This window comes from Carboxydothermus hydrogenoformans Z-2901, from assembly GCF_000012865.1.
Taxonomy (GTDB): Bacteria; Bacillota; Z-2901; order Carboxydothermales; family Carboxydothermaceae; genus Carboxydothermus; species Carboxydothermus hydrogenoformans.
The window spans coordinates 1,558,630-1,577,567 of sequence record NC_007503.1 but is presented as its reverse complement, the minus strand read 5'-3'; the positions used below and the strand labels follow the sequence as shown (position 1 = coordinate 1,577,567).

20 protein-coding genes are annotated in these 18,938 nt (G+C 45.1%); 18 read left to right on the top strand and 2 right to left on the bottom strand.

Annotated elements, in window-relative coordinates; translation table 11 throughout:
• Positions 1-2 precede the first annotated feature (2 nt).
• From truB to CHY_RS08185, 10 genes are all read left to right on the top strand, one after another.
• The gene (gene truB, locus CHY_RS08230) at positions 3-869 is read left to right on the top strand and encodes a tRNA pseudouridine(55) synthase TruB (RefSeq protein ID WP_011344657.1); all 867 of its coding nucleotides are present in this window, start codon (positions 3-5) and stop codon (positions 867-869) included.
• Positions 870-876: 7 nt separating this feature from the next.
• The gene (locus CHY_RS08225; protein ID WP_011344656.1) at positions 877-1,800 is read left to right on the top strand and encodes a bifunctional riboflavin kinase/FAD synthetase; all 924 of its coding nucleotides are present in this window, start codon (positions 877-879) and stop codon (positions 1,798-1,800) included.
• A gap of 42 nt (positions 1,801-1,842) precedes the next feature.
• The gene (locus CHY_RS08220) at positions 1,843-2,046 is read left to right on the top strand and encodes a hypothetical protein (protein ID WP_011344655.1); all 204 of its coding nucleotides are present in this window, start codon (positions 1,843-1,845) and stop codon (positions 2,044-2,046) included.
• Positions 2,047-2,110: 64 nt separating this feature from the next.
• Entirely contained in the window at positions 2,111-2,380 is a 270-nt protein-coding gene (rpsO, locus tag CHY_RS08215) for a 30S ribosomal protein S15 (protein ID WP_011344654.1), read from the top strand.
• Between the two features lie 137 nt (positions 2,381-2,517).
• Positions 2,518-4,713, top strand: a complete 2,196-nt coding sequence (locus tag CHY_RS08210) for a polyribonucleotide nucleotidyltransferase (RefSeq protein ID WP_011344652.1) — start codon at positions 2,518-2,520, stop codon at positions 4,711-4,713.
• Positions 4,714-5,565 (top strand): deoxyribonuclease IV, encoded by an 852-nt coding sequence (locus CHY_RS08205; RefSeq protein ID WP_011344651.1) that lies wholly within the window; start codon positions 4,714-4,716, stop codon positions 5,563-5,565.
• Between the two features lie 216 nt (positions 5,566-5,781).
• Positions 5,782-6,462, top strand: a complete 681-nt coding sequence (gene sleB, locus CHY_RS08200; RefSeq protein WP_011344650.1) for a spore cortex-lytic enzyme — start codon at positions 5,782-5,784, stop codon at positions 6,460-6,462.
• A 102-nt stretch (positions 6,463-6,564) separates the two neighbouring features.
• Entirely contained in the window at positions 6,565-6,912 is a 348-nt protein-coding gene (locus CHY_RS08195) for an EamA family transporter (RefSeq protein ID WP_011344649.1), read from the top strand.
• 285 nt (positions 6,913-7,197) lie between these two features.
• Positions 7,198-7,569: a DUF1992 domain-containing protein gene (locus CHY_RS08190; RefSeq protein ID WP_011344647.1), complete on the top strand. Its 372-nt coding sequence runs from the start codon at positions 7,198-7,200 to the stop codon at positions 7,567-7,569.
• A gap of 13 nt (positions 7,570-7,582) precedes the next feature.
• Positions 7,583-8,368 carry an ABC transporter ATP-binding protein gene (locus CHY_RS08185; RefSeq protein ID WP_011344646.1) on the top strand — a complete coding sequence of 262 codons (786 nt, stop codon included), beginning with the start codon at positions 7,583-7,585 and terminating at the stop codon, positions 8,366-8,368.
• A 144-nt stretch (positions 8,369-8,512) separates the two neighbouring features.
• Here CHY_RS08185 and CHY_RS08180 read toward each other — a convergent pair whose 3' ends face one another.
• Complete coding sequence (locus CHY_RS08180; protein ID WP_011344645.1) at positions 8,513-8,908, bottom strand: hypothetical protein; 396 nt, start codon at positions 8,906-8,908, stop codon at positions 8,513-8,515.
• 364 nt (positions 8,909-9,272) lie between these two features.
• Between CHY_RS08180 and CHY_RS08175 the strand changes: the two genes are divergently transcribed.
• From CHY_RS08175 to CHY_RS08160, 4 genes are all read left to right on the top strand, one after another.
• Entirely contained in the window at positions 9,273-10,508 is a 1,236-nt protein-coding gene (locus tag CHY_RS08175; RefSeq protein WP_011343704.1) for an IS110-like element ISChy1 family transposase, read from the top strand.
• 359 nt (positions 10,509-10,867) lie between these two features.
• Complete coding sequence (locus CHY_RS08170) at positions 10,868-12,106, top strand: iron-containing alcohol dehydrogenase (RefSeq protein ID WP_049752090.1); 1,239 nt, start codon at positions 10,868-10,870, stop codon at positions 12,104-12,106.
• A complete protein-coding gene (locus CHY_RS08165; RefSeq protein WP_011344642.1) occupies positions 12,106-13,899 on the top strand; it encodes an aldehyde ferredoxin oxidoreductase family protein in 1,794 nt (597 codons plus the stop codon). Before CHY_RS08170 ends, CHY_RS08165 begins: the two co-directional genes overlap by 1 nt.
• Positions 13,892-14,107, top strand: coding sequence for a MoaD/ThiS family protein (locus CHY_RS08160; RefSeq protein WP_011344641.1), 216 nt, complete (start codon positions 13,892-13,894; stop codon positions 14,105-14,107). The genes CHY_RS08165 and CHY_RS08160 overlap by 8 nt, the downstream gene beginning before the upstream one ends.
• A gap of 37 nt (positions 14,108-14,144) precedes the next feature.
• Here the strand turns inward: CHY_RS08160 and CHY_RS08155 are convergent, their stop codons facing one another.
• Positions 14,145-14,930: an IclR family transcriptional regulator gene (locus CHY_RS08155; RefSeq protein ID WP_011344640.1), complete on the bottom strand. Its 786-nt coding sequence runs from the start codon at positions 14,928-14,930 to the stop codon at positions 14,145-14,147.
• A 169-nt stretch (positions 14,931-15,099) separates the two neighbouring features.
• Here CHY_RS08155 and CHY_RS08150 point away from each other — a divergent pair, with 169 nt between their 5' ends.
• From CHY_RS08150 to CHY_RS08135, 4 genes are read left to right on the top strand one after another with little or no spacing between them, the layout of a single operon-like run.
• On the top strand, positions 15,100-16,254 hold the full coding sequence (locus CHY_RS08150; RefSeq protein ID WP_011344639.1) for an acyl-CoA dehydrogenase family protein: 1,155 nt from the start codon (positions 15,100-15,102) through the stop codon (positions 16,252-16,254).
• 16 nt (positions 16,255-16,270) lie between these two features.
• Complete coding sequence (locus tag CHY_RS08145) at positions 16,271-17,446, top strand: thiolase domain-containing protein (RefSeq protein ID WP_011344638.1); 1,176 nt, start codon at positions 16,271-16,273, stop codon at positions 17,444-17,446.
• A gap of 2 nt (positions 17,447-17,448) precedes the next feature.
• On the top strand, positions 17,449-18,456 hold the full coding sequence (locus CHY_RS08140; RefSeq protein ID WP_011344637.1) for a hydroxymethylglutaryl-CoA synthase: 1,008 nt from the start codon (positions 17,449-17,451) through the stop codon (positions 18,454-18,456).
• A gap of 11 nt (positions 18,457-18,467) precedes the next feature.
• The gene (locus CHY_RS08135; protein WP_011344636.1) at positions 18,468-18,896 is read left to right on the top strand and encodes a Zn-ribbon domain-containing OB-fold protein; all 429 of its coding nucleotides are present in this window, start codon (positions 18,468-18,470) and stop codon (positions 18,894-18,896) included.
• The last annotated feature ends 42 nt before the right edge of the window (positions 18,897-18,938 follow it).

Below are 18,938 nucleotides of genomic sequence, written 5' to 3'. Positions count from 1 at the left end.
AAATGGATGGTTTTATCAACCTGTTAAAACCGCCGGGAATGACTTCCCACGATGTGGTAGCTTATGTACGGAAAAAATTAAAAACCGGGAAAGTTGGGCATTTAGGTACTCTTGATCCTGCAGCGGCAGGAGTATTACCGGTGGCAGTGGGGCAGGCTACCCGCTTAATAGAATATTTGGAAAATGTAGCCATGAAAGAATACCTGGCGGAAATTGTTTTTGGCATTACCACTGCTACCTGGGATATGGAAGGGGAAATTTTGGAGCAAAAGGACGCTTCCTTTTTAACCGCTGGCGATATAGAAAAAGTACTTGGGCATTTTCATGGTGAAATCGAGCAAACCCCGCCTCTTGCTTCGGCGGTTAAGGTTTCGGGTAAACCTTTATACCGTTATCAACGCCAGGGGGAAAAGGTAGAACCCCCGAAAAGGAAGGTTTTTATCGATAGTATTGAATTGTTGGAATTCTTAGCAGACAAACCCCAGCCGGCGGTGCGGTTGTATATCCGTTGTTCCCGGGGAACATATATTAGAAGCATAGCAAATGAGATCGGTAATTTACTTAAAACGGGGGCAACCCTGAAATTTTTGCTTCGCACCCGCTCCGGACCCTTTTTGTTAGACGACAGTAACCTTCTTCACGAAGATTTTACCCTTATTCCTCCGGAACAGCTATTTCAAGATTTTCCAAAAATAAACTTAACCAGGGAGCAATACCTCAGGGTAAAAAATGGCGGAGGAGTAAAGGTTGAAACTAAAGGGGAAAATTTTGGACCGGTGTTTGCTTATTATGGCGAAAAGATTATAGCCACAGGCATGATTTGCGGGCAAATTTTTCGACCGGAAAAGGTTTTCCGGTTTGGGGAGTGAGTAATAGTTGCAGGTTTTTCACGGTTCCAGGGAGTTTACTTTAAATTGCCCTGTGGTGTTAGCTTTAGGCAATTTTGACGGAGTGCATCTTGGTCACCAGAAACTTTTGAGGGTTACCCGGGATTTAGCCGGTAAAATCGGGGCCTGTCCCGGGGTGTATACTTTCTGGCCCCATCCTTTAGAGGTGCTTCAGGGAAAACAGGTAAAATATATCCTTCCTTTAGACGAGCGTCTTAAGAGATTTGCTGCGGAAGAGCTGGAATTTACTGTGTTAGAATCTTTTACCCCCGAATACGCCCGGCTTTCTCCGGGGGAGTTTATAAATATGCTTTTGGAAAATTTTAATTTGGCGGGAGTAGTGGCAGGTTTTAATTATACTTTTGGCCACCTGGGAGCCGGCAGGGTAACTGACCTGATTAAAGCGGGAGAACGTTTTGGGTTTAAAGTGGAGGTGGTTGAGCCGGTTACCTTTGGCCAGGAAGTGGTGAGTTCAACGGCAATCCGGGAAAAATTAGCGGCCGGGGATATTGCTAAGGTCAACGGTATGCTTGGCTACACTTATTTTTTAAAAGGTAAGGTAATCGGGGGCGATAAGCTTGCCCGGAAAATTGGCTTTCCTACTGCCAACATTTTGCCGGAGGAAAACCTGGTTTTACCGCAGTACGGCGTTTATCGGGTAGATGTAGAAATTACCGGCGAAGAGGTAAAAATTCCGGGCATTGCTAACCTCGGAGTGCGCCCGACGGTAAAAGTTGAAAGTCGTCCGCTTTTAGAGGTTCATCTTTTAAACTATAAAGCTAATCTTTATCACCGGGAACTCAAGGTTAGTTTTTTAAAGAAAATTCGTCCCGAGAAAAAATTTAATTCCCTGGAAGAATTAAAAAAACAAATCGAGTTAGATGTTAAAGAAGCTTTACAAGGAATAAATTAAATTATTGGCTCATAACCTTTACCGAAGGGTGGGTTTTGAGCCGTGTACAACCTGAAGGACAGGGAAGAACAGTTTTACCGGGAACTGATTGCGGAAATTTCCCGGATTATTTTAAAAAAAGATTTTATTAAATTAAAAAAAGATTTGACCAAACAATATAAAAAAGCTAAAATAAAAGATGCGGAATCCGCTGCCTTGGAAGATGCTTTAATTGCCTTTTTGTCCAAGAAACTTGAGGACATTTAGGCTTAACCAGAGGTTAGGTTTATTACTTGATCTCTGGCGATTATGGTAGGAGGAGGTGAAAGAAGTGGCTTTAACGCAAGAACAGAAAATGGAAATCATTTCCAAGTATCAGCTGCACGAAAAGGATACCGGTTCGCCGGAAGTACAAATTGCCATTTTAACCGAAAGAATCAATCAGCTGACCGAGCACTTAAAGGTGCACAAAAAGGATTTCCATTCCCGGCGTGGCCTCTTAAAGATGGTTGGCCAGCGGAGGTCTCTTCTTAATTACTTAAAGCGGAAAGACTTTGAGCGCTACCGCGCCATTGTCGAAAAATTAGGTTTAAGGAAATAAAGCGGGGATTACCCCCGCTTTTCCTATATCAGGAATTTTCTTAAGTATTATTGATTTTTTGGCAGGAAATACTATAAATAATGTCGAATTTTTTTACAATATATTACGGGATTTTAAGGAGGTTATTTGCGATATATATGACCACGGGAAGGCAGATTTTAGAAAAAGAAATAATGATTGCAGGAAGGCCGTTAAAGCTTACCGCAGGTAAAGTTGCGACCCAGGCCAGCGGTTCGGTTTTGGTAAGCTATGGCGATACCGTAGTTCTGGTAACGGCTACCGGAAGTAAAGAGCCCCGGGAAGGCATTGATTTCTTTCCGCTGACGGTAGATTACGAAGAGAGGTTTTACGCTGTTGGTAAAATTCCCGGAGGTTTTATTAAGCGGGAAGGACGTCCCAGTGAAAAGGCAATTTTATCGGCGCGCTTAATTGACCGTCCTATTCGTCCTCTTTTCCCAAAAGGCTTTAAAAACGATGTCCATATTGTAGCAACGGTTTTATCGGTAAATCAGGATAATCCCCCGGAAATTGCCGCGATGAACGGAGCTTCGGCTGCTCTTACCCTTTCCCACCTGCCGTTTTTAGGTCCCATTGGTGCAGTGGTGGTGGGGTTGGTGGAGGATGAACTGGTGATAAATCCCACCATTGAGCAGGCGGAAAAAAGCCGGCTGCACTTAGTGGTTGCTGGGACCAGGGATGCGGTGATGATGGTGGAAGCAGGCGCCCAGGAAGTGCCCGAAGAAATTATGATTGAAGCTATAACGAGAGGCCATGAAGAAGTTAAGAAAATTGTTGCCTTTATCGAAGAGTTTAGGGAGGAAGCATTAAAGCTCGGGCTGGCCAAGGAGAAGATGGAAGTAGTGGTGGAAGAGAAGGCGGAGCTCAAGGAAGCGGTTACCGCTGAAGCTTATCCCCTTCTTAAAGAAGCAATTGAAAAAATTATAGCTGAAAAATTTAACAAACAGGAGCGGGATGAATATCTTGAAAATTTAAAAAAGGAACTTACAACCAAGTTTTTGGAAACTTATCCCGAAGAAGAGCTTACCATTAAAGGCATCTTGGACAGCATTCAAAAAGAAATCGTTCGGCAGAAGATCTTAAAAGAAGGCATTAGAATTGACGGCCGGAAGACTGACGAAGTGCGGCCAATCTGGTGTGAAGTGGGGCTACTACCCCGGACTCACGGTTCCGGTCTCTTTACCCGGGGACAAACTCAGGTCTTAAGTATTGTTACTTTAGGTGCTGTTGGCGATGTGCAAATTCTTGATGACCTTGGGATAGAGGAATCCAAGCGTTTTATGCACCATTATAACTTCCCACCCTACAGCGTTGGTGAGGTTCGCCCAATGCGCGGGCCGGGGCGGCGGGAAATCGGCCACGGAGCGTTGGCCGAAAGAGCGCTTGAGCCGGTGATTCCGCCGGAGGAAGTTTTTCCCTACACTATCCGGATAGTATCGGAAGTTTTAGAGTCTAACGGTTCAACTTCCATGGGTTCAGTTTGCGGTAGCACTTTAGCGTTAATGGATGCCGGTGTTCCCATCAAAGCGCCGGTAGCTGGTGTTGCTATGGGTTTAATTAAAGAGGGAGATGAAGTAGCCATCTTAACCGACATCCAGGGAATTGAAGACGCTCTGGGGGATATGGATTTTAAAGTTGCCGGTACCAAAGATGGCATTACCGCTCTGCAGATGGATATTAAAATCGCTGGCGTTACCCGGGATATATTAACAAAGGCTTTAGCCCAGGCCCGGGAAGGCCGGATGCATATTTTGGGCAAGATGTTGGAAGTAATTTCCGAACCAAGGAAAGAACTTTCGCCCTATGCTCCGCGAATAATCTTTACCACCGTGGATCCGGAAAAGATTCGGGATATAATTGGTCCCGGCGGTAAAATAATTAAGAAAATTATTGATGAAACAGGAGTCAAAATCGATATTGAGGACGACGGTCGGATTTTCATTGCAGCGGTGGATAAGGAAGCGGGCGAAAAAGCTCTCAACATTATTGAAAACCTTACCAAGGAAATTGAAGTGGGCAAAGTATATCTTGGGAAAGTTACCAGGATAGCTGACTTTGGAGCTTTTGTGGAAGTAGTTCCAGGGGTGCTGGGCCTTCCCGGCAAAGAAGGCTTGGTACATATCAGTCAGCTTGCCCATTCCCGGGTGAAGAGAGTGGAAGATGTGGTAAAAGAAGGTGACCAGATTTTGGTTAAGGCGATTGGTTACGACAACCAGGGTAGACTGAAACTTTCCCGGAAAGATGCGATCCCAGCGGAGGAAGTAAGGGAAAAGAAAAATCCTCCAATTCATAAACCCCGAAGGGAAGGAAAATAAATGAACGTTGGTTTACACCTTTCCATTGCCGGAGGGCTCTTAAAACTTAAAGAAAGAATTATAAAAAATAAAACCGAAGGGGTTCAGATCTTTTCCCGAAGCCCCCGGGGTGGAGAAGCTAAACCCTTTAACGAAAAAGAGTTAAAGGGTTTTTTAGAGTTTAAAGAGGAGTATAAGCTTTATCCTTTAGTGGTTCATGTCCCGTACGTAATGAATTTAGCTTCTCCCGAAGAAGAGATGTTTCAGAAAAGCGTAGCTATGATCCGGGAAGACCTTTACCGCTCCGACCAGCTTCATGCTGACTTTTTGGTAGTCCACGTTGGAAGCCACCGCGGGGCAGGCGAAGAGCGGGGATTAGCCCGGATGGTAGAAGGGCTTAAAATACTGCTTTCCGAGAATTTCAAGACAAGAATCCTGATTGAAAATACCGCCGGTAGCGGCAATGAAATGGGATATTCCCTTGACCACCTGGCTTATATCATTTCCGAAACCGGTCATGAGGAACTGGGGATTTGCCTTGATACCTGTCATTTGCTGGCGGCCGGCTATGATGACGTTTCGCCGGAAGGGATTTCCGCCTTTTCCCGGGAGTTTAGGGAGAAAATCGGGGAAGAGCGCTTTTGTCTTCTTCACGTAAATGATTCCAAACACCCCATTGGTTCGCGAAAAGACCGGCATGAAAATTTAGAGCAGGGATATATAGGGAGAGAAGGGTTTATTAATTTACTGAATTCACCCTTTTTTAAGCGGGTGCCGTGGATTTTAGAAACACCGGAACCGGGGATTGAGGAAGATTTGGTGAAGCTAAAAAAGCTAAGAGAGGAAGTCCTGAAAATTCCAGCGGACCGTTAATCGTCTCATAGGTTAGGATACGTGAAAGCCTGGCTTATGCTTTTTGGGGAAAAAGCGTAAAGCCGGGTTTTCTTATTTTATGGGGCCTTAGCTAATTTGGCAAAAAGATTAGAAATAGTTACAATTGTAGTGTCTGCTTTTATACCTTCTTAAAAGCGTCCAAGGAAGGGCAGAATTTTTGCTTTTCCGTAAACCAACTTTTAAGGAGGGATAAAAATGAAAAAATTTTTTGCAGTGTTTTCTTTAATTTTTATGCTATTACTCCCTGTAGCAGTTGTATCTGAAGCTTTGGCTTCGCAGGTGGTTTATTACAAGGTTGGAAGTTACGGCTCAAAAGTTCTGGAGATTGAGAGAAAACTTGTAAGTTTGGGTTATAAGGTCTACAAAGTGGATAAGTATTTTGACGTTTCTACCAAAAAAGCGGTTATGGCGTTTCAGAAAAAAGAGGGTTTAAAAGTAGACGGTATTGTTGGTCCGGTAACGATGAAGCGGTTAATAGCCCGGACTTCCACTTCTGTATCCCGGAGCGCTTTTCGTATCAGCCCGGAAGACCAGGAGCTACTTGCCCGCATGGTGGAGGCGGAAGCCGGAGGTGAGCCGTATCTGGGCAAGGTGGCGGTGGCCGCGGTAATTTTAAACCGGGTAAAATCACCGCTCTTTCCTAACGATGTTCGGGGAGTAATTTTGCAAAAAGGAGCTTTTGAACCAATCCTGAACGGTTGGTTCTGGCAGGTAACGGTATCTGCTGAATCGAAGAAGGCGGTGGCTGATGCGTTACGCGGGATTGACCCTTCCAACGGCGCTTTGTACTTCTATAATCCGGCCAAATCGAACCATCCCTGGTTTGCTAACCGGGTAGTTACCGCCCGCATCGGCAACCACGTCTTCACCAAATAGTACCGTTAGGGACGGTTCTGACAGCATCCATTTTTCTGCTGTTAGAACCGTCTTTTTTGCTCGTTTTCCCTTCCTGTGGTATAGTAAATCCAGGTGGTAGAAATGTATTTACTTTTAGCCGTTATTTGTGCTTTTATGATAGCCCTGGGGCAGATATTCTGGAAGCTTGGGATGGAAAGAATGCCTTTTACTTTTACTTTGACTGGTTTAATAAAATTTTTTATGAATGGTTACATTATTTCAGGAATTTTCATGTACGTTTCCGAAACTTTCTTATGGTTTTGGCTTTTAGCCCGGGAGCAGGTCAGTAAGATTTATCCCGCACTTTCCTTAAGTTATATTTTTGTGTTGGTAATGGCCAGAGTATTTTTAAAGGAAAAAATTGTTTTTACCCAGGTAATTGGCATCTTGCTGGTTGTATTAGGCGTAAGTTTAATTGTGAAAAAGTAGTTTACAAATCAAAAAAATCTTACTATAATATCTGTTGTTAATAATATACTCAATACTTCGTAGCAGGTGGTTTTAAGTGGAAAAACGTTGCCCTATTTGCTACTGCATTATTGACGATGGGGAGGAAATTTGCCCGGATTGTGAAATGGACAAAGCTTTATTAGAACTGTATGTGGAACAATAACCCCGTAATTTTACGGGGTTTATTTTTTTAGAAGGAATTTTTCCTGGAATGTCTAAATTAAGAGGTAAAGTTATCCCGGTAGCTGAAGGAGAGTTACTTTAATGGATATCTTGATGCATCTTGCGGAGGAAAGAATTCGGGAAGCTATGGAAAATGGGGTTTTTGATAATCTTCCGGGAAAGGGGCAAAAAATTATTCCCGAGGATTTGTCCATGATCCCGGAAGATTTACGCGCAGGATATATCATTTTAAAAAATGCCGGCGTGCTGCCCGAAGAAATGCAGCTCAAAAAAGAATTGGTGACTTTACAAAATCTTATCGATTGCTGCTACGATGAAGAAGAAAAGAAGGAAATAAAGAAAAAAATTAACGAAAAAATCCTGCGCTTTAATCTTTTAATGGAAAAACGGAAAAAGCAAAATTCACCGGCTTTAAAAGCTTATCTTGGAAAAATTTATGGACGTTTTAGATAAGGGGAGAGGAGTATTGGTTTTAAAACTAAAAAACGTGAACTTAATTCGGGAAAAGAAGCAAATCCTCAAGAATATTACCTGGGAAATAAACCAGGGTGAGCACTGGGCGGTCCTGGGCTTAAACGGAGCTGGCAAAACTACCCTTTTAAACCTTATCTGCGGGTATTACTACCCATCGAAAGGTGACGTCGAGGTACTTGGAAAGAAATTTGGTCGCTATGATTTAAGGGAGCTTCGCCGGGAAATTGGTTTTGTAAGCTCTTCTTTGCAGGAAAAGCTTTATGTTCGGGAAACAGCCTTGGAAGTGGTGTTAAGCGGTCTTTTTGCCACCATAGGGCTTTTTGACCGGCCGCAAGAAGAGGATGTCGAAAAAGCCCTTAGGCTTTTAGAAAAATTTAACTTATCTAACCTGGCTAACAGCCAGTATCAAACCCTGTCGCAAGGGGAAAAGCAGAAAGTTTTAATAGCCCGGGCTTTAATTAACAATCCCCGCCTTTTAATCTTAGATGAACCGGTGGCAGGATTGGACCTTTTAGCCCGGGAGAAACTACTTTCCGATATTGACTCCCTTTGCCGGGAAGAAAGTGGACCTGCAATTATTTTGGTATCGCATCATACCGAGGAAATTGTGGCTGGGATAACCCATGTCCTGTTGTTAAAAAATGGAGAAGTTTTTGCCGCGGGCAAAAAAGATGAGGTACTGACTTCAGAGCTTTTAACAGATTTTTACGACCTGCCGGTTATAGTTGAAAAAGAGGGAGAAAGGTATTGGCTTAAGGTTTTTAAGAGCGGGATGTAAATGAACGAAAATGCCGCTCTAGTTTCATTTTTCCGATGAGGTAAAAACAAAGCTTGAAGCTACTGCAGTAGACCTTGGAAATAGCGGTTTAAAATACTATAAAATAAACCCGGAATTCGCTTCCGGGTTATTTTTTTGCCTTTTTTATATCTTGGCGCCTTTTTCTTTAAGGATTTTTACTGCCTGTTCTACTTTATCTTTTGTCGTTACTGCAGTTACCAAAAACGCCTCACCCCCGGCTGTGCCATATTCTTTAGCGGTCATCCCCGATACTGATGGGTCAGCTGATAAAAGCACCCGGGCATCATTATCGCCAAACTGGTTGGCACCAGCGGAGTAAAGGCTTAAACCGGTTCCGCTCACTCCCTGGCCGGAAATCGGGTTATTAACTTCCGGATTGCTGGCAACACCGTATCTGCTCACCCGGTCAACCTGTACGTCATTAATTCCCTTAGCTTTAAGGGCTTCGGCGGCATCTATGGCTTTAGCACTGGAGGGAAAGTACGCTAAAATTGACCGCTCGTTTTTTTTAAGCTCCATCGCTTAATACCTCCTCGTATAATTTAAATTACCATAGAACCCGAGCCGAAAAATTAGGTTAAGGGTTCTTGATAACTTGGCGTGCCTTTGCGAAGATTAAAATAGGTTGGTCCGGGGTCACTCTTAAATACCTCCTGTAGCCCGAGTAAACCCGGTGACTACTCATGTAAGAGTGAGACCCTTGCGGTGCGGCGCATGTTTCTTACGCGTGAGCTGAGCCAACAGGCCAGCCGGCTTCTGGATTCAGCAGGCCAGAGGTGCACCCCCGGCTGTCCTGCCACGCTCTCATCGCCCCGCGAGGTTGTTACGCGACGTACCCGCAGGGCACGCCCCTAATTTGGGCCAGCCCAAGGAGGGATACCCTTTGGCCCGGGTCGTTTTTGCAGGCATTGATGTCAGCGCTCTTAAATGCGACTTGGTGTGTCTCGATGAGCAAGGGCAACAGCTCGCCCCAGTTAAGTCTTTTCCTAACAGCCTCGAAGGCGCTTCTGCTATGGTTGAGGTGCTGGATGGTCTCGCCCATAAGTTTAACATCCAGCAACTTCATATAGGGTTGGAGGCCACCTCTATCTACAGCGTCCATCTCCGTCAGTTCCTCCTGGACTCCCCAAAGCTTAAGCCATACTCCACCAAGGTCTATGAAATAAACCCCGTCATGGTGGCCAGTTTTAAGAAGGCCTTCGGTACCAAGCGCCCTAAAACAGATGCCCTCGATGCTTACGTTATCGCAGAACGGGTGCGCTTCGGCCATCTTACCCCTTGTAGCCGGGAAACTATAGTGACTGAACCTTTGCGCCAGCTCACCCGCCTGCGCCTACACCTCGTGGAAATGGTGACGGCCGAGCAGAACCGAGCCTTAAATCTCCTCTTCCTTAAGTTTTCTAATTATCACCAGGACAAGCCTTTTAGTCAAACTTTCGGTAAGGCCTCCCTGGCGGTATTACAGGAATTTACACCAGATGAACTTATAGAAATGCCATTGGAAGAGCTGGCAGAGTTCATCCAGTCCCATGGTAACAACAAATTAGCCTCACCTGAGAATATGGCTAAGGCCCTCAAACAGGCTGCCCGCCGCGCCTACCGCCTTAATCCTAAAATGCTCGCAGCTTGTGAGGTGGCTCTTTCTCTTACTCTGCAGAATATTGACCACCTCAAAAGGCAGCTTAAACAACTGGATAAAGTCATTTGCCGGGAGTTAGAAGCCATACCTCAAACTCTGACCAGCGTAAAAGGCCTCGGTCCCATCTCGGCTGCTGGTATTATAGCCGAAATTGGCGATATCAAACGTTTCAAAGATCAAGCCGCTCTGGCTCAATATGCCGGCCTTACCTGGACCCGCTACCAATCAGGTGATTTTGACGCCGAAGAACGCCGCCTGACAAAAAGTGGCAACCGGTACCTGCGTTACTACCTGGTCCAGGCCGCCAACTCGTTGCGGGTGCACAACGAGGAGTATAAGGCCTACTACCAGAGCAAGTATCACGAAGTTACCAAGCATCAACATAAGCGAGCGCTGGTTCTAACTGCCCGCAAATTAGTAAGGCTGGTCTTTGCCCTGCTGAGCAAAGGCCAAATCTACAAAGGGACGGTGATGAAATAGTTCTTGAATAAAACCTTTTCTCTTCTCTGCTATTTTCCAACTATTACCATATAGTTGGAGAGGGTTATTATTGCCTTTTTTAGCCCCTACTTTTCTAATTTCCATTTCTTGGTCCTTGACTTTTTACCGTGAGTCTTAAGAATAGTATTTACCGGGTGATGTTCAATGTTTCATTTTTTAAAAAATGAATGCCATTCATTGTGAAAATATGACAATTAAAGAAAAAAATATTGTTAAATCTGGGCAAGAGAATTATTTTAAAGGTAAACAATTTATTTTATAAAGAACAAAGGAAAAATGAGAAAATTGTAGAAAATAATAAATAGTCTTTAAATTTTTATAAAACTTGGGGGGATAGTATGGAAAGAGGGAAGTACGGTTTTGAAGACCCAGTGCGGCGGCTACTATTTACTTTAGCCGGCACCTCGGGAGTTCGGGGCTTACAGTCAGCGGTCATTGGACCCAGGATTTTTATGGGACCCCGGGCCTTAAACACTCTGGTGGGGATGGGAAAAACAATTTGTCGAAATAATCGGGTACTGATTATTACCGATAAAATCGTAAAACCAAATGCAGAGAAGGTTAAAGAAATCTTCTCTAATGCTGGTTATCACGTTGAAATGTGGGATGAAGTGCAGCCCGAACCTCCGGTGGAAAATATTTTTGCCGGAGTGGAGGCAGTAAAAAATAGTGATGCTTCCTTAATCATCGCCATTGGCGGTGGTTCGGTAATCGATGCCACCAAGGTAATCTGGCTTTTATATGAAAGACCCGATGTAGATTTTAGAAAATTATCTCCCGTTGATTCCCTTGGGTTAAGAAAAAAGGCGCTGTTTGCCGCAATTCCAACTACAGCTGGAACCGGTTCTGAAGCTACTTCGGCAGCAGTAATAACCGAAGGCGGCCATAAGATGAGTCTCAGCCATCCGGAATTTGTTCCCGACTTTGCCATCCTGGACCCCAATTTCACCGTTTCTCTTCCCCCAAATCTAACCCTCTGGACCGGTGTTGATGCCCTGGCGCATGCGGTAGGAGCGTACTTGAGCGGCTGGGCTAACGAATATACCGATGCTTATGCTCTCCAGGCGATAAAACTAATCTTTAAGTTTTTACCCCGGGTGGTGGCGGATGGTCGGGATTTAGAAGCCCGGCAAAAAATGTTAATTGCTGCTAATTTAGCGGGGCTGGCTTTCAGCAATGCTGCTCCTGGTATCGACCATGCGTTGGGGCATACCCTGGGGAAAAAGTTTGGTCTGCACCATGGTTTGTGTGTTGGGGCATTTTTACCCTATGTCTTTGAGTTTTACGCCAAACACTTAACCAAAACCGATGAACTTGCAAAGGCCCTTGGCTTTGGAAAGGGCGAGGAGTTTTTAAATTCGCTGGTTGAGTTTTATAAAAAGCTCGGCTTTAGCTTTAAGTTTTCCGATTATCCGCAGGTTAGTGAGGAGGCATTTAAGCAAGCGTTACCGGAGCTGGTTTCCTGGGCGCTTATTGACCCGGTCAGTATTTTAAGCCCCATTCCGGTAACACCAAAAGATTATGAGGAGATTTTTGTGGCATCCTTGTACGGGACGCTGAAAGGAGGCGTACGCTAATGCTGGGTTACACAGGGAAAATAGCGTATATTGACTTATCAAACCAGAAAGTTGAGATAAAGCCTACGCCATTCAAGCTTGCCGAAAAATTTATCGGTGGCAGTGGCCTTGCAGCAAGGCTTCTTTATGATTACATTAAGCCGGAAATTGATCCCCTGGCTCCGGAAGCTTATGTGGCAGTGATGGCTGGCCCGGTTACGGGAACCGCTCTACCGGCTTCTTCCCGCTATGCAGTTTGTGGCCGTTCACCATTAACCGGCTACTGGGGCGAGGCTACCTCTGGCGGAAAATTTGGGGCATATCTTAAAAGAGCCGGTTTTGATGGTTTAATTATTACCGGTAAAGCTCAGGATATGGTATATCTTGAAGTCAAAAATGGCAGGGTGGAGATTAAACCCGGCAGCAACTTAAAAGGTCTTGATTCCTATGAAATGCAGGAAGAGCTCAAAAAAGTTTACGGCAGTAATGTCAGCATTGCAGGCATTGGGGTAGCCGGCGAAAGGTTAATGCCGATGGCTGCGGTGATGAACGACCACGGTCGGGCTGCCGGGAGAATGGGTTTTGGAGCGGTTTTTGGCAGTAAAAACCTAAAAGCCATCGTAGTCGATGGACAGGGAGAAGTACCGGTTGCTGCTAAAGAAGAGCTGAAAGAATTGGCAAAGCAATTAACGGCTGCTTATAAAAAGGAAATGGAGCTCTTTACCCAGTACGGGACTTTAGGATATCTGGATATTGGCTATTATTTTGGCGATACTCCGGTGAAATATTTTACCAAAGGATTATTTCCGATAGATAAGGTCAATGCCAGAAAGTTCAGAGAGGAATATTCAATCCATCCCAGAGCCTGCTGGGGTTGTCCAATTGCCTGTGGACGCGAACTTAATTTCAAAGGTAGAATTGTTGATGGTCCCGAATACGAAACAGCGGTTACTTACGGACCGCTTCTGGAAAACTTCGATATGGATACTATTATTGAAGCCAATGATATTGCCAACCGTTATGGCTTTGACACTATTTCCACCGGTGTTAGCCTGGCCTTTTTAATGTACTTAAAAGAAGAGAATTTGCTTCCCGAAAACTTGAAGGCCGAAGTGCCTGATTTTGGAGATAGCAAGGGAATTCTTGAAGCGTTAAGGCTAACCGGAGAAAACAGCGGCATTGGTCAGCTGATAGGCAAGGGAGTTGCCAGAGTGGCCGAAGAGCTTGGTTTGTCTCAGGACTATGCTGCGGCTGTAAGAAGATTGGAGATACCCATGCATGAACCAAGAGCCTTTACCGGTCAGGCGTTATCCTATGCAACCGGTCCCCGGGGAGCCTGTCATTTAAGAGGAAGTTTCTTTGAAGTTGACCTGGGGATTGCTAAAGATCCGGACTTTGGAGTAGTGCCGGGACCGAGGTTTAACCTTGATGGCCGGGTTGAAGCAGTAGTGAAGTTCCAGAGCTTACGGGAACTTGATAACTGTCTTGTAAAATGCAGCTTTGCCTTTACACCGTTAAAGGCTGTGGTGGGTGCTCTGTCTTATACTACCGGAGTTGCCTGGACGCCGGAAAAAGTGGTCGAAGCAGCAAACAATTCGATTACAATTAAGAGAGCCATTTCCTTTAATTTGGGAAGCAGTCCGGCCGATGATAGGCTACCCGGGCATGTGAAAAAGCCTCTTGCCGAAGGGGGAGCCTTTGGTAACGTTCCGGAGATTGAAAAATACTTGCCTGAATTTTATCAACTTCGGGGCTGGAATTCCGATGGCACCATATCCCGGGAATTTTTAGCGAGGTTACTGGCGGATGATTAAAGTTAAGGTAAATTATGCTTTATTTTACGACCTTCCCAAAGAAGAAATTGAACTTGCGGCAGGAAGTATTGAAGAGTTAAAGGAGCTTTTGGCCTCAAGACTTAAAAATCCCTTTAGTATTGCGGTTAACGGACAGATAGCAACTGACAACCAGCTGCTAAAAGATGGGGATGAAGTATTTGTCTTTCCCTACTTAAGCGGTGGTTAAAAGGAAAACACCCCGGAGGTTTAACTTCGGGGTGTTGTTACATATCGGAAAAAATAGCGGTGATTTTTTGCGCGGTAGTTTTAACTTTGTCAGCGTAAAAATTAATTGTTTCTTCATTCACTGAAGAAGCAAGCCCAATACACGATACAACCATGCGAACACTTCCGCTGTTATCAAAAACAGGAGCGCTAATGCCAAAAACCCCCGGAGTGTGTTCTTCAAAGCTCACCGCATAGCCCTGCTTTCGAATTACCTCCAAACTTTGAAAAAATTCCTCTACATTGGTAATACTTTTGTCGGTAAATTGCTTGATTCCTACCTCTTTTACAATTTCCCTGGCTTCCTTTTCTGGAAGGAAGGCCAGATAACATTTTCCAAAGGAAGCACTGGTTACCGGAAACGATTGACCGATACTGACGGTAATCCGTACTGCTGCCTCCGGCTCTTCTTTGGCAATGTAAACTAGGCGGTTGTTGGCGATTGGCTCTACAAGGACACAGGTTTGTTTGGTGGTTTCTGCTAATTCTTTTAAATGCTGTTTGGCAATTTTTAAGTAGTCGTTGAATTCGGAAGCCCGGCTACCTAAAACAATTAAAAAAGATCCCAGGCTGAACTGCCTGGTGTTTTTGTCATAGGATACCAGCCGGTAATCCAGAAGAACTTTCAATATCCGGTGGCAGGAACTTTTATTGATATTTAAGTCCCGGGCAATTTCGGCAAGGGTGCGGTTTTTATTCCGGTATCTACTTAAATAAGTTAAGATTTTGATAGCCATTTCCACGGCCGGGGCTCCCGATTTATTTTCTTTTTCTTCTAAAACCATAACGTCACCTCTCCTAATTTATCATAACACTGCAAGCGGTTTAAGAAAAATTGTAAGAAAATTTTAAAATTTATTGCAAAATTATTGACATAAAAATTTAAATCCCGTTATACTATATATAAGACAATTATTTCATATATAAAACAAAAAAGCAAGAGGGAGGGGCGCTATGGATTTCACGATCAGTGAAGAACTGCAAATGATGGTGCAGACGGTCAAGGATTTTGTGGATAACGAAGTTGACCCCATCAGCCAGCAAATTGATGAAGAAGACCGGGTGCCGGAAGAAATTATCCAGAAAGCAAGAGAACTTGGACTCTTTGGTTTGAGCATCCCGGAAGAGTATGGCGGTGTGGGCAGCATTGGCATGCTGGGCAAATGTATAATTTATGAGCAACTTGGACGTACCGCCAATGGTTTTACCACTTTAATTGGTGCGCATACCGGTATTGGTACCACTGGTATCGTGGAGTTAGGCACCGAAGAACAAAAAAGAAGATATTTACCTGACCTTGCCTCGGGGAAAAAATTAGCTGCCTTTGCTTTAACTGAACCAGAGGCTGGTTCTGATGCCGCAAGTATCAGGACAACAGCCGTTAAAAAGGGAGACCGCTATATTTTAAACGGGGTAAAGCATTTTATCACCAACGGTCCAGATGCCGATGTCTTTACCATTATTGCGGTAACCGATAAAAGCAAAGGGGCTAAAGGTGGGATAACGGCGTTTATTGTCGAAAAGAACTTTCCTGGTTTTAAAGTGGGAACTATTGAGAAAAAAATGGGACTGCGAGGTTCCCATACCTCGGAAATTATCTTGGAAGACTGCGAAGTTCCGGAAGAAAACGTCCTGGGCAATGTCGGCGAAGGTTATATCAATGCCCTGAAAATCCTGGCTAAAGGGCGGGTAGGACTGGCTGCTCGCTGTGTTGGTTCCATGCAAAAACTTCTGGAGCTGTCTACCCGTTATGCCCAGCAGCGGGTCCAGTTTGGTAAGCCTATTTCGTCTTTCCAGGCTATTCAGCATATGCTGGCGGAGATGGCCGTAGATATTGAAGCAACCAGATGGTTTGCCTACCGGGTAGCCTGGCTTGTGGACCAGGGAGCAAAGGTCATTAAAGAGGCTGCTGCCGTCAAACTGTTTGCTTCGGAAGCTTATGGCCGGGTGGTCGATAAAGCGGTACAGATTTTTGGCGGCATGGGTTATATGAAAGAGTTCCCCATTGAAAGATACTACCGGGATGCCCGGATTACCAGGATTTATGAAGGAACTTCGGAAATTCAGAAGAATATAATAGCTTCCCAGATTTTAAAGGAACTGGGTTAATAAAGAGGTGGCTTGCATGCGGCGGGTAGCCATCATCGGAGCCGGGCAAACTCCCTACGGCGATTTTCCAGAGCTGGGGGTTAAAGAGCTTTTTGCTATGGCTTTTAAGGAAGCAATAGAGAGTGTCGATAAAGGGATTGACCCCCGGGAAATCCAGCAGGCCTTTATTGGCTCTTTAAGCGCCGGCAGCGGTTTTCAATTAGGACAGCTTGCTCCCTTATTAATGGGACATGTGGGTTTACCCAATGTTCCGGCGGTAAGGGTGGAAAATGCCTGTGCTTCGGGTGGATTTGCGTTATATAATGCGATTAATGCGGTTGCTTCCGGACAGTGCGATATTGCTCTTGCTGCCGGGGTTGAAAAAATGCGGGATGTTTCTTCGACCAAAGCCAAATACTGGCTTGGGATTTCCGGCGATACCGAGTTTGAAAGACTGGCAGGCTTAACCTTTGCCGGGATTTACGCTATAATTGCCCGGCGCTATATGGAGGAATACGGCCTTACCCGGGAGCAGCTGGCCAAAGTAGCGGTGAAAAACCACTATCACGGCAAAATGAATCCCAAGGCTCAATTCAGACAGGAAATAACGGTGGAAACGGTGTTAAAGGGAGCACCGGTAGCTGATCCCTTTACGGTGTGGGACTGCTCACCTACCAGTGACGGAGCAGCGGTTGTTTTACTTTGCAGTGAAGACCGGGTAAAAGAGTTTACCGACCATCCAGTCTTTATCATCGGCTATGGAATTGGGTCCGATTACCTGGCTTTGCAGGATCGAGACAGTATTACAAGTTTTAAAGCCACCCGGCAGGCAAGCACCAGAGCTTATCAGATGGCCGGAATAACTCCAAAAGAAATTGATTTTGCGGAAGTGCATGACTGCTTTACTATTGCCGAAATTTTAGCTTACGGTGACCTTGGCTTTGGCGAAAAGGGAGAGGTGATTAGGCTATTGGAAGAAGGGGAGACCTACCTTGGTGGACGCCTTCCGGTAAATGTCAGCGGCGGACTTAAAAGTAAGGGCCATCCTATTGGAGCTACCGGCTGCGGTCAGGCATACGAAGTGTTTAACCAGCTCCGGGGAAGGGTCAAAAATCCGGAGCGCCAGATAAAAAATGCCGAAGTAGGCTTATCCCACAATGTAGGCGGTTCCGGAGGAACGGCAGCGGTGTTTATTTACCGGAGGGAGGGGTAGCGATGGAAGTGGGGATAGTAAGTTACGGCATCTATTTCCCCGGCCTTAGAATAACCAGGAGCGAATACCAGAAAGCCCTGGGCAGCTGCGGAGCAAACTTCAGTGAGAAAACAGTTGCCGATTTTGATGAAGATTCGTTAACAATGGGTATAGCTGCTGCCAGGGATGCTCTTTTTGAAGGTATAAATCCTGAAGAAATTTCCCTTTTGACCTGGGCTTCCACCAGTCCGCCTTACAGTGAAAAATTGCTTTCCGGCAGTATTGCGGAAATGCTCGGACTTAAAAAAAATCTATTTTCAGCTGAATACGGCCAATCTACCCGGGCCGGCGGTGAGGCTTTTTTAACGGCAGTAAGCTTAGTAAAAGGAGGCTTTGGCCAAAAAGCTCTGGTTATCGTGGCTGATGCTCCCAGGGCTAATGTTAAAGACCCCATTGAGCACGGACTGGCTGCAGGCAGTGCTGCCTTTATCCTGGGGACAGAAAATCCTCTGGCAGTGGTAAATAACTTTGTAGCTCTGGTCCAGGAAAATTTAGGCGAACGTTTTCGCAAAGCTGGCAGCGGTGAAATAAAAGATATTGGCGTTAAAACCTTTACCGGTGAGGCCTATCAAAAGTTGATAACAAAGGCGGTAACCGAACTTTTGGAAAAAGAAAATTTAAAGCCGGCTGATTACAATTATGCTGTATTGCACGAAATTGAAAGCCGCCTTCCCCTGAAAGCCGGCAAAAAACTTGGTTTTACCGACGAACAAATGCTACCAGGCCTGCTTTACGAAAATACGGGTGATACCGGTGCTGCTTCTCCCTTTTTAAGTCTGGCGGCAGTTCTGGACCGGGCTAAACCGGGAGAAAAAGTTATTGTAGCTACTTATGGTTCCGGTGCCGGGGTGATAGCTTTTAGCCTGACAGTGAAAAAACCAGCAAATAGAGTGCCGGTTCGAGAAAAGCTTGCCTCAGGGAAAAAATATTTAAATTTTATTCAGTACCTCAGAGTTAAGAGGTATTTATAAGGGGTGAAGCCATGGGTGCGCATATTTCCATCCCCATGTACCAGCGGGCGGTAAAACAGAGATACCGCCTGGTAGGTTTAAAATGCTCCAACTGCGGTCAAATAATTTTTCCGCCCAAGGCTGGCTGTAAATCCTGCGGGGCGCTGGATAATTTTACCGAAGTGCAATTAAGCGGGCGCGGCAAAATTTATTCCTATACCGTTATTGCTGGAGCGGGAGCGCCTCCGGAATTTTCCGAAGAAGCGGCATACCGGGGAGCTTATCCGGTGGTGCTGGTGGAATTGGAGGAAGGTCCCCGGATTATAGCTCAATTGACCGAACCGGTACCGGCAGAAATTAAAATTGGGATGCCGGTGGAGATGGTTTTGCGGCAAATTTACACGGAAGAAGACGTAATCCGCTATGGTTACAAGTTTAAAGTTCTTGAAGGAGAGAAATAAAGCTGGCAAAAGTAATTGCCGGCAGTAAAAAAACAAGAGGGA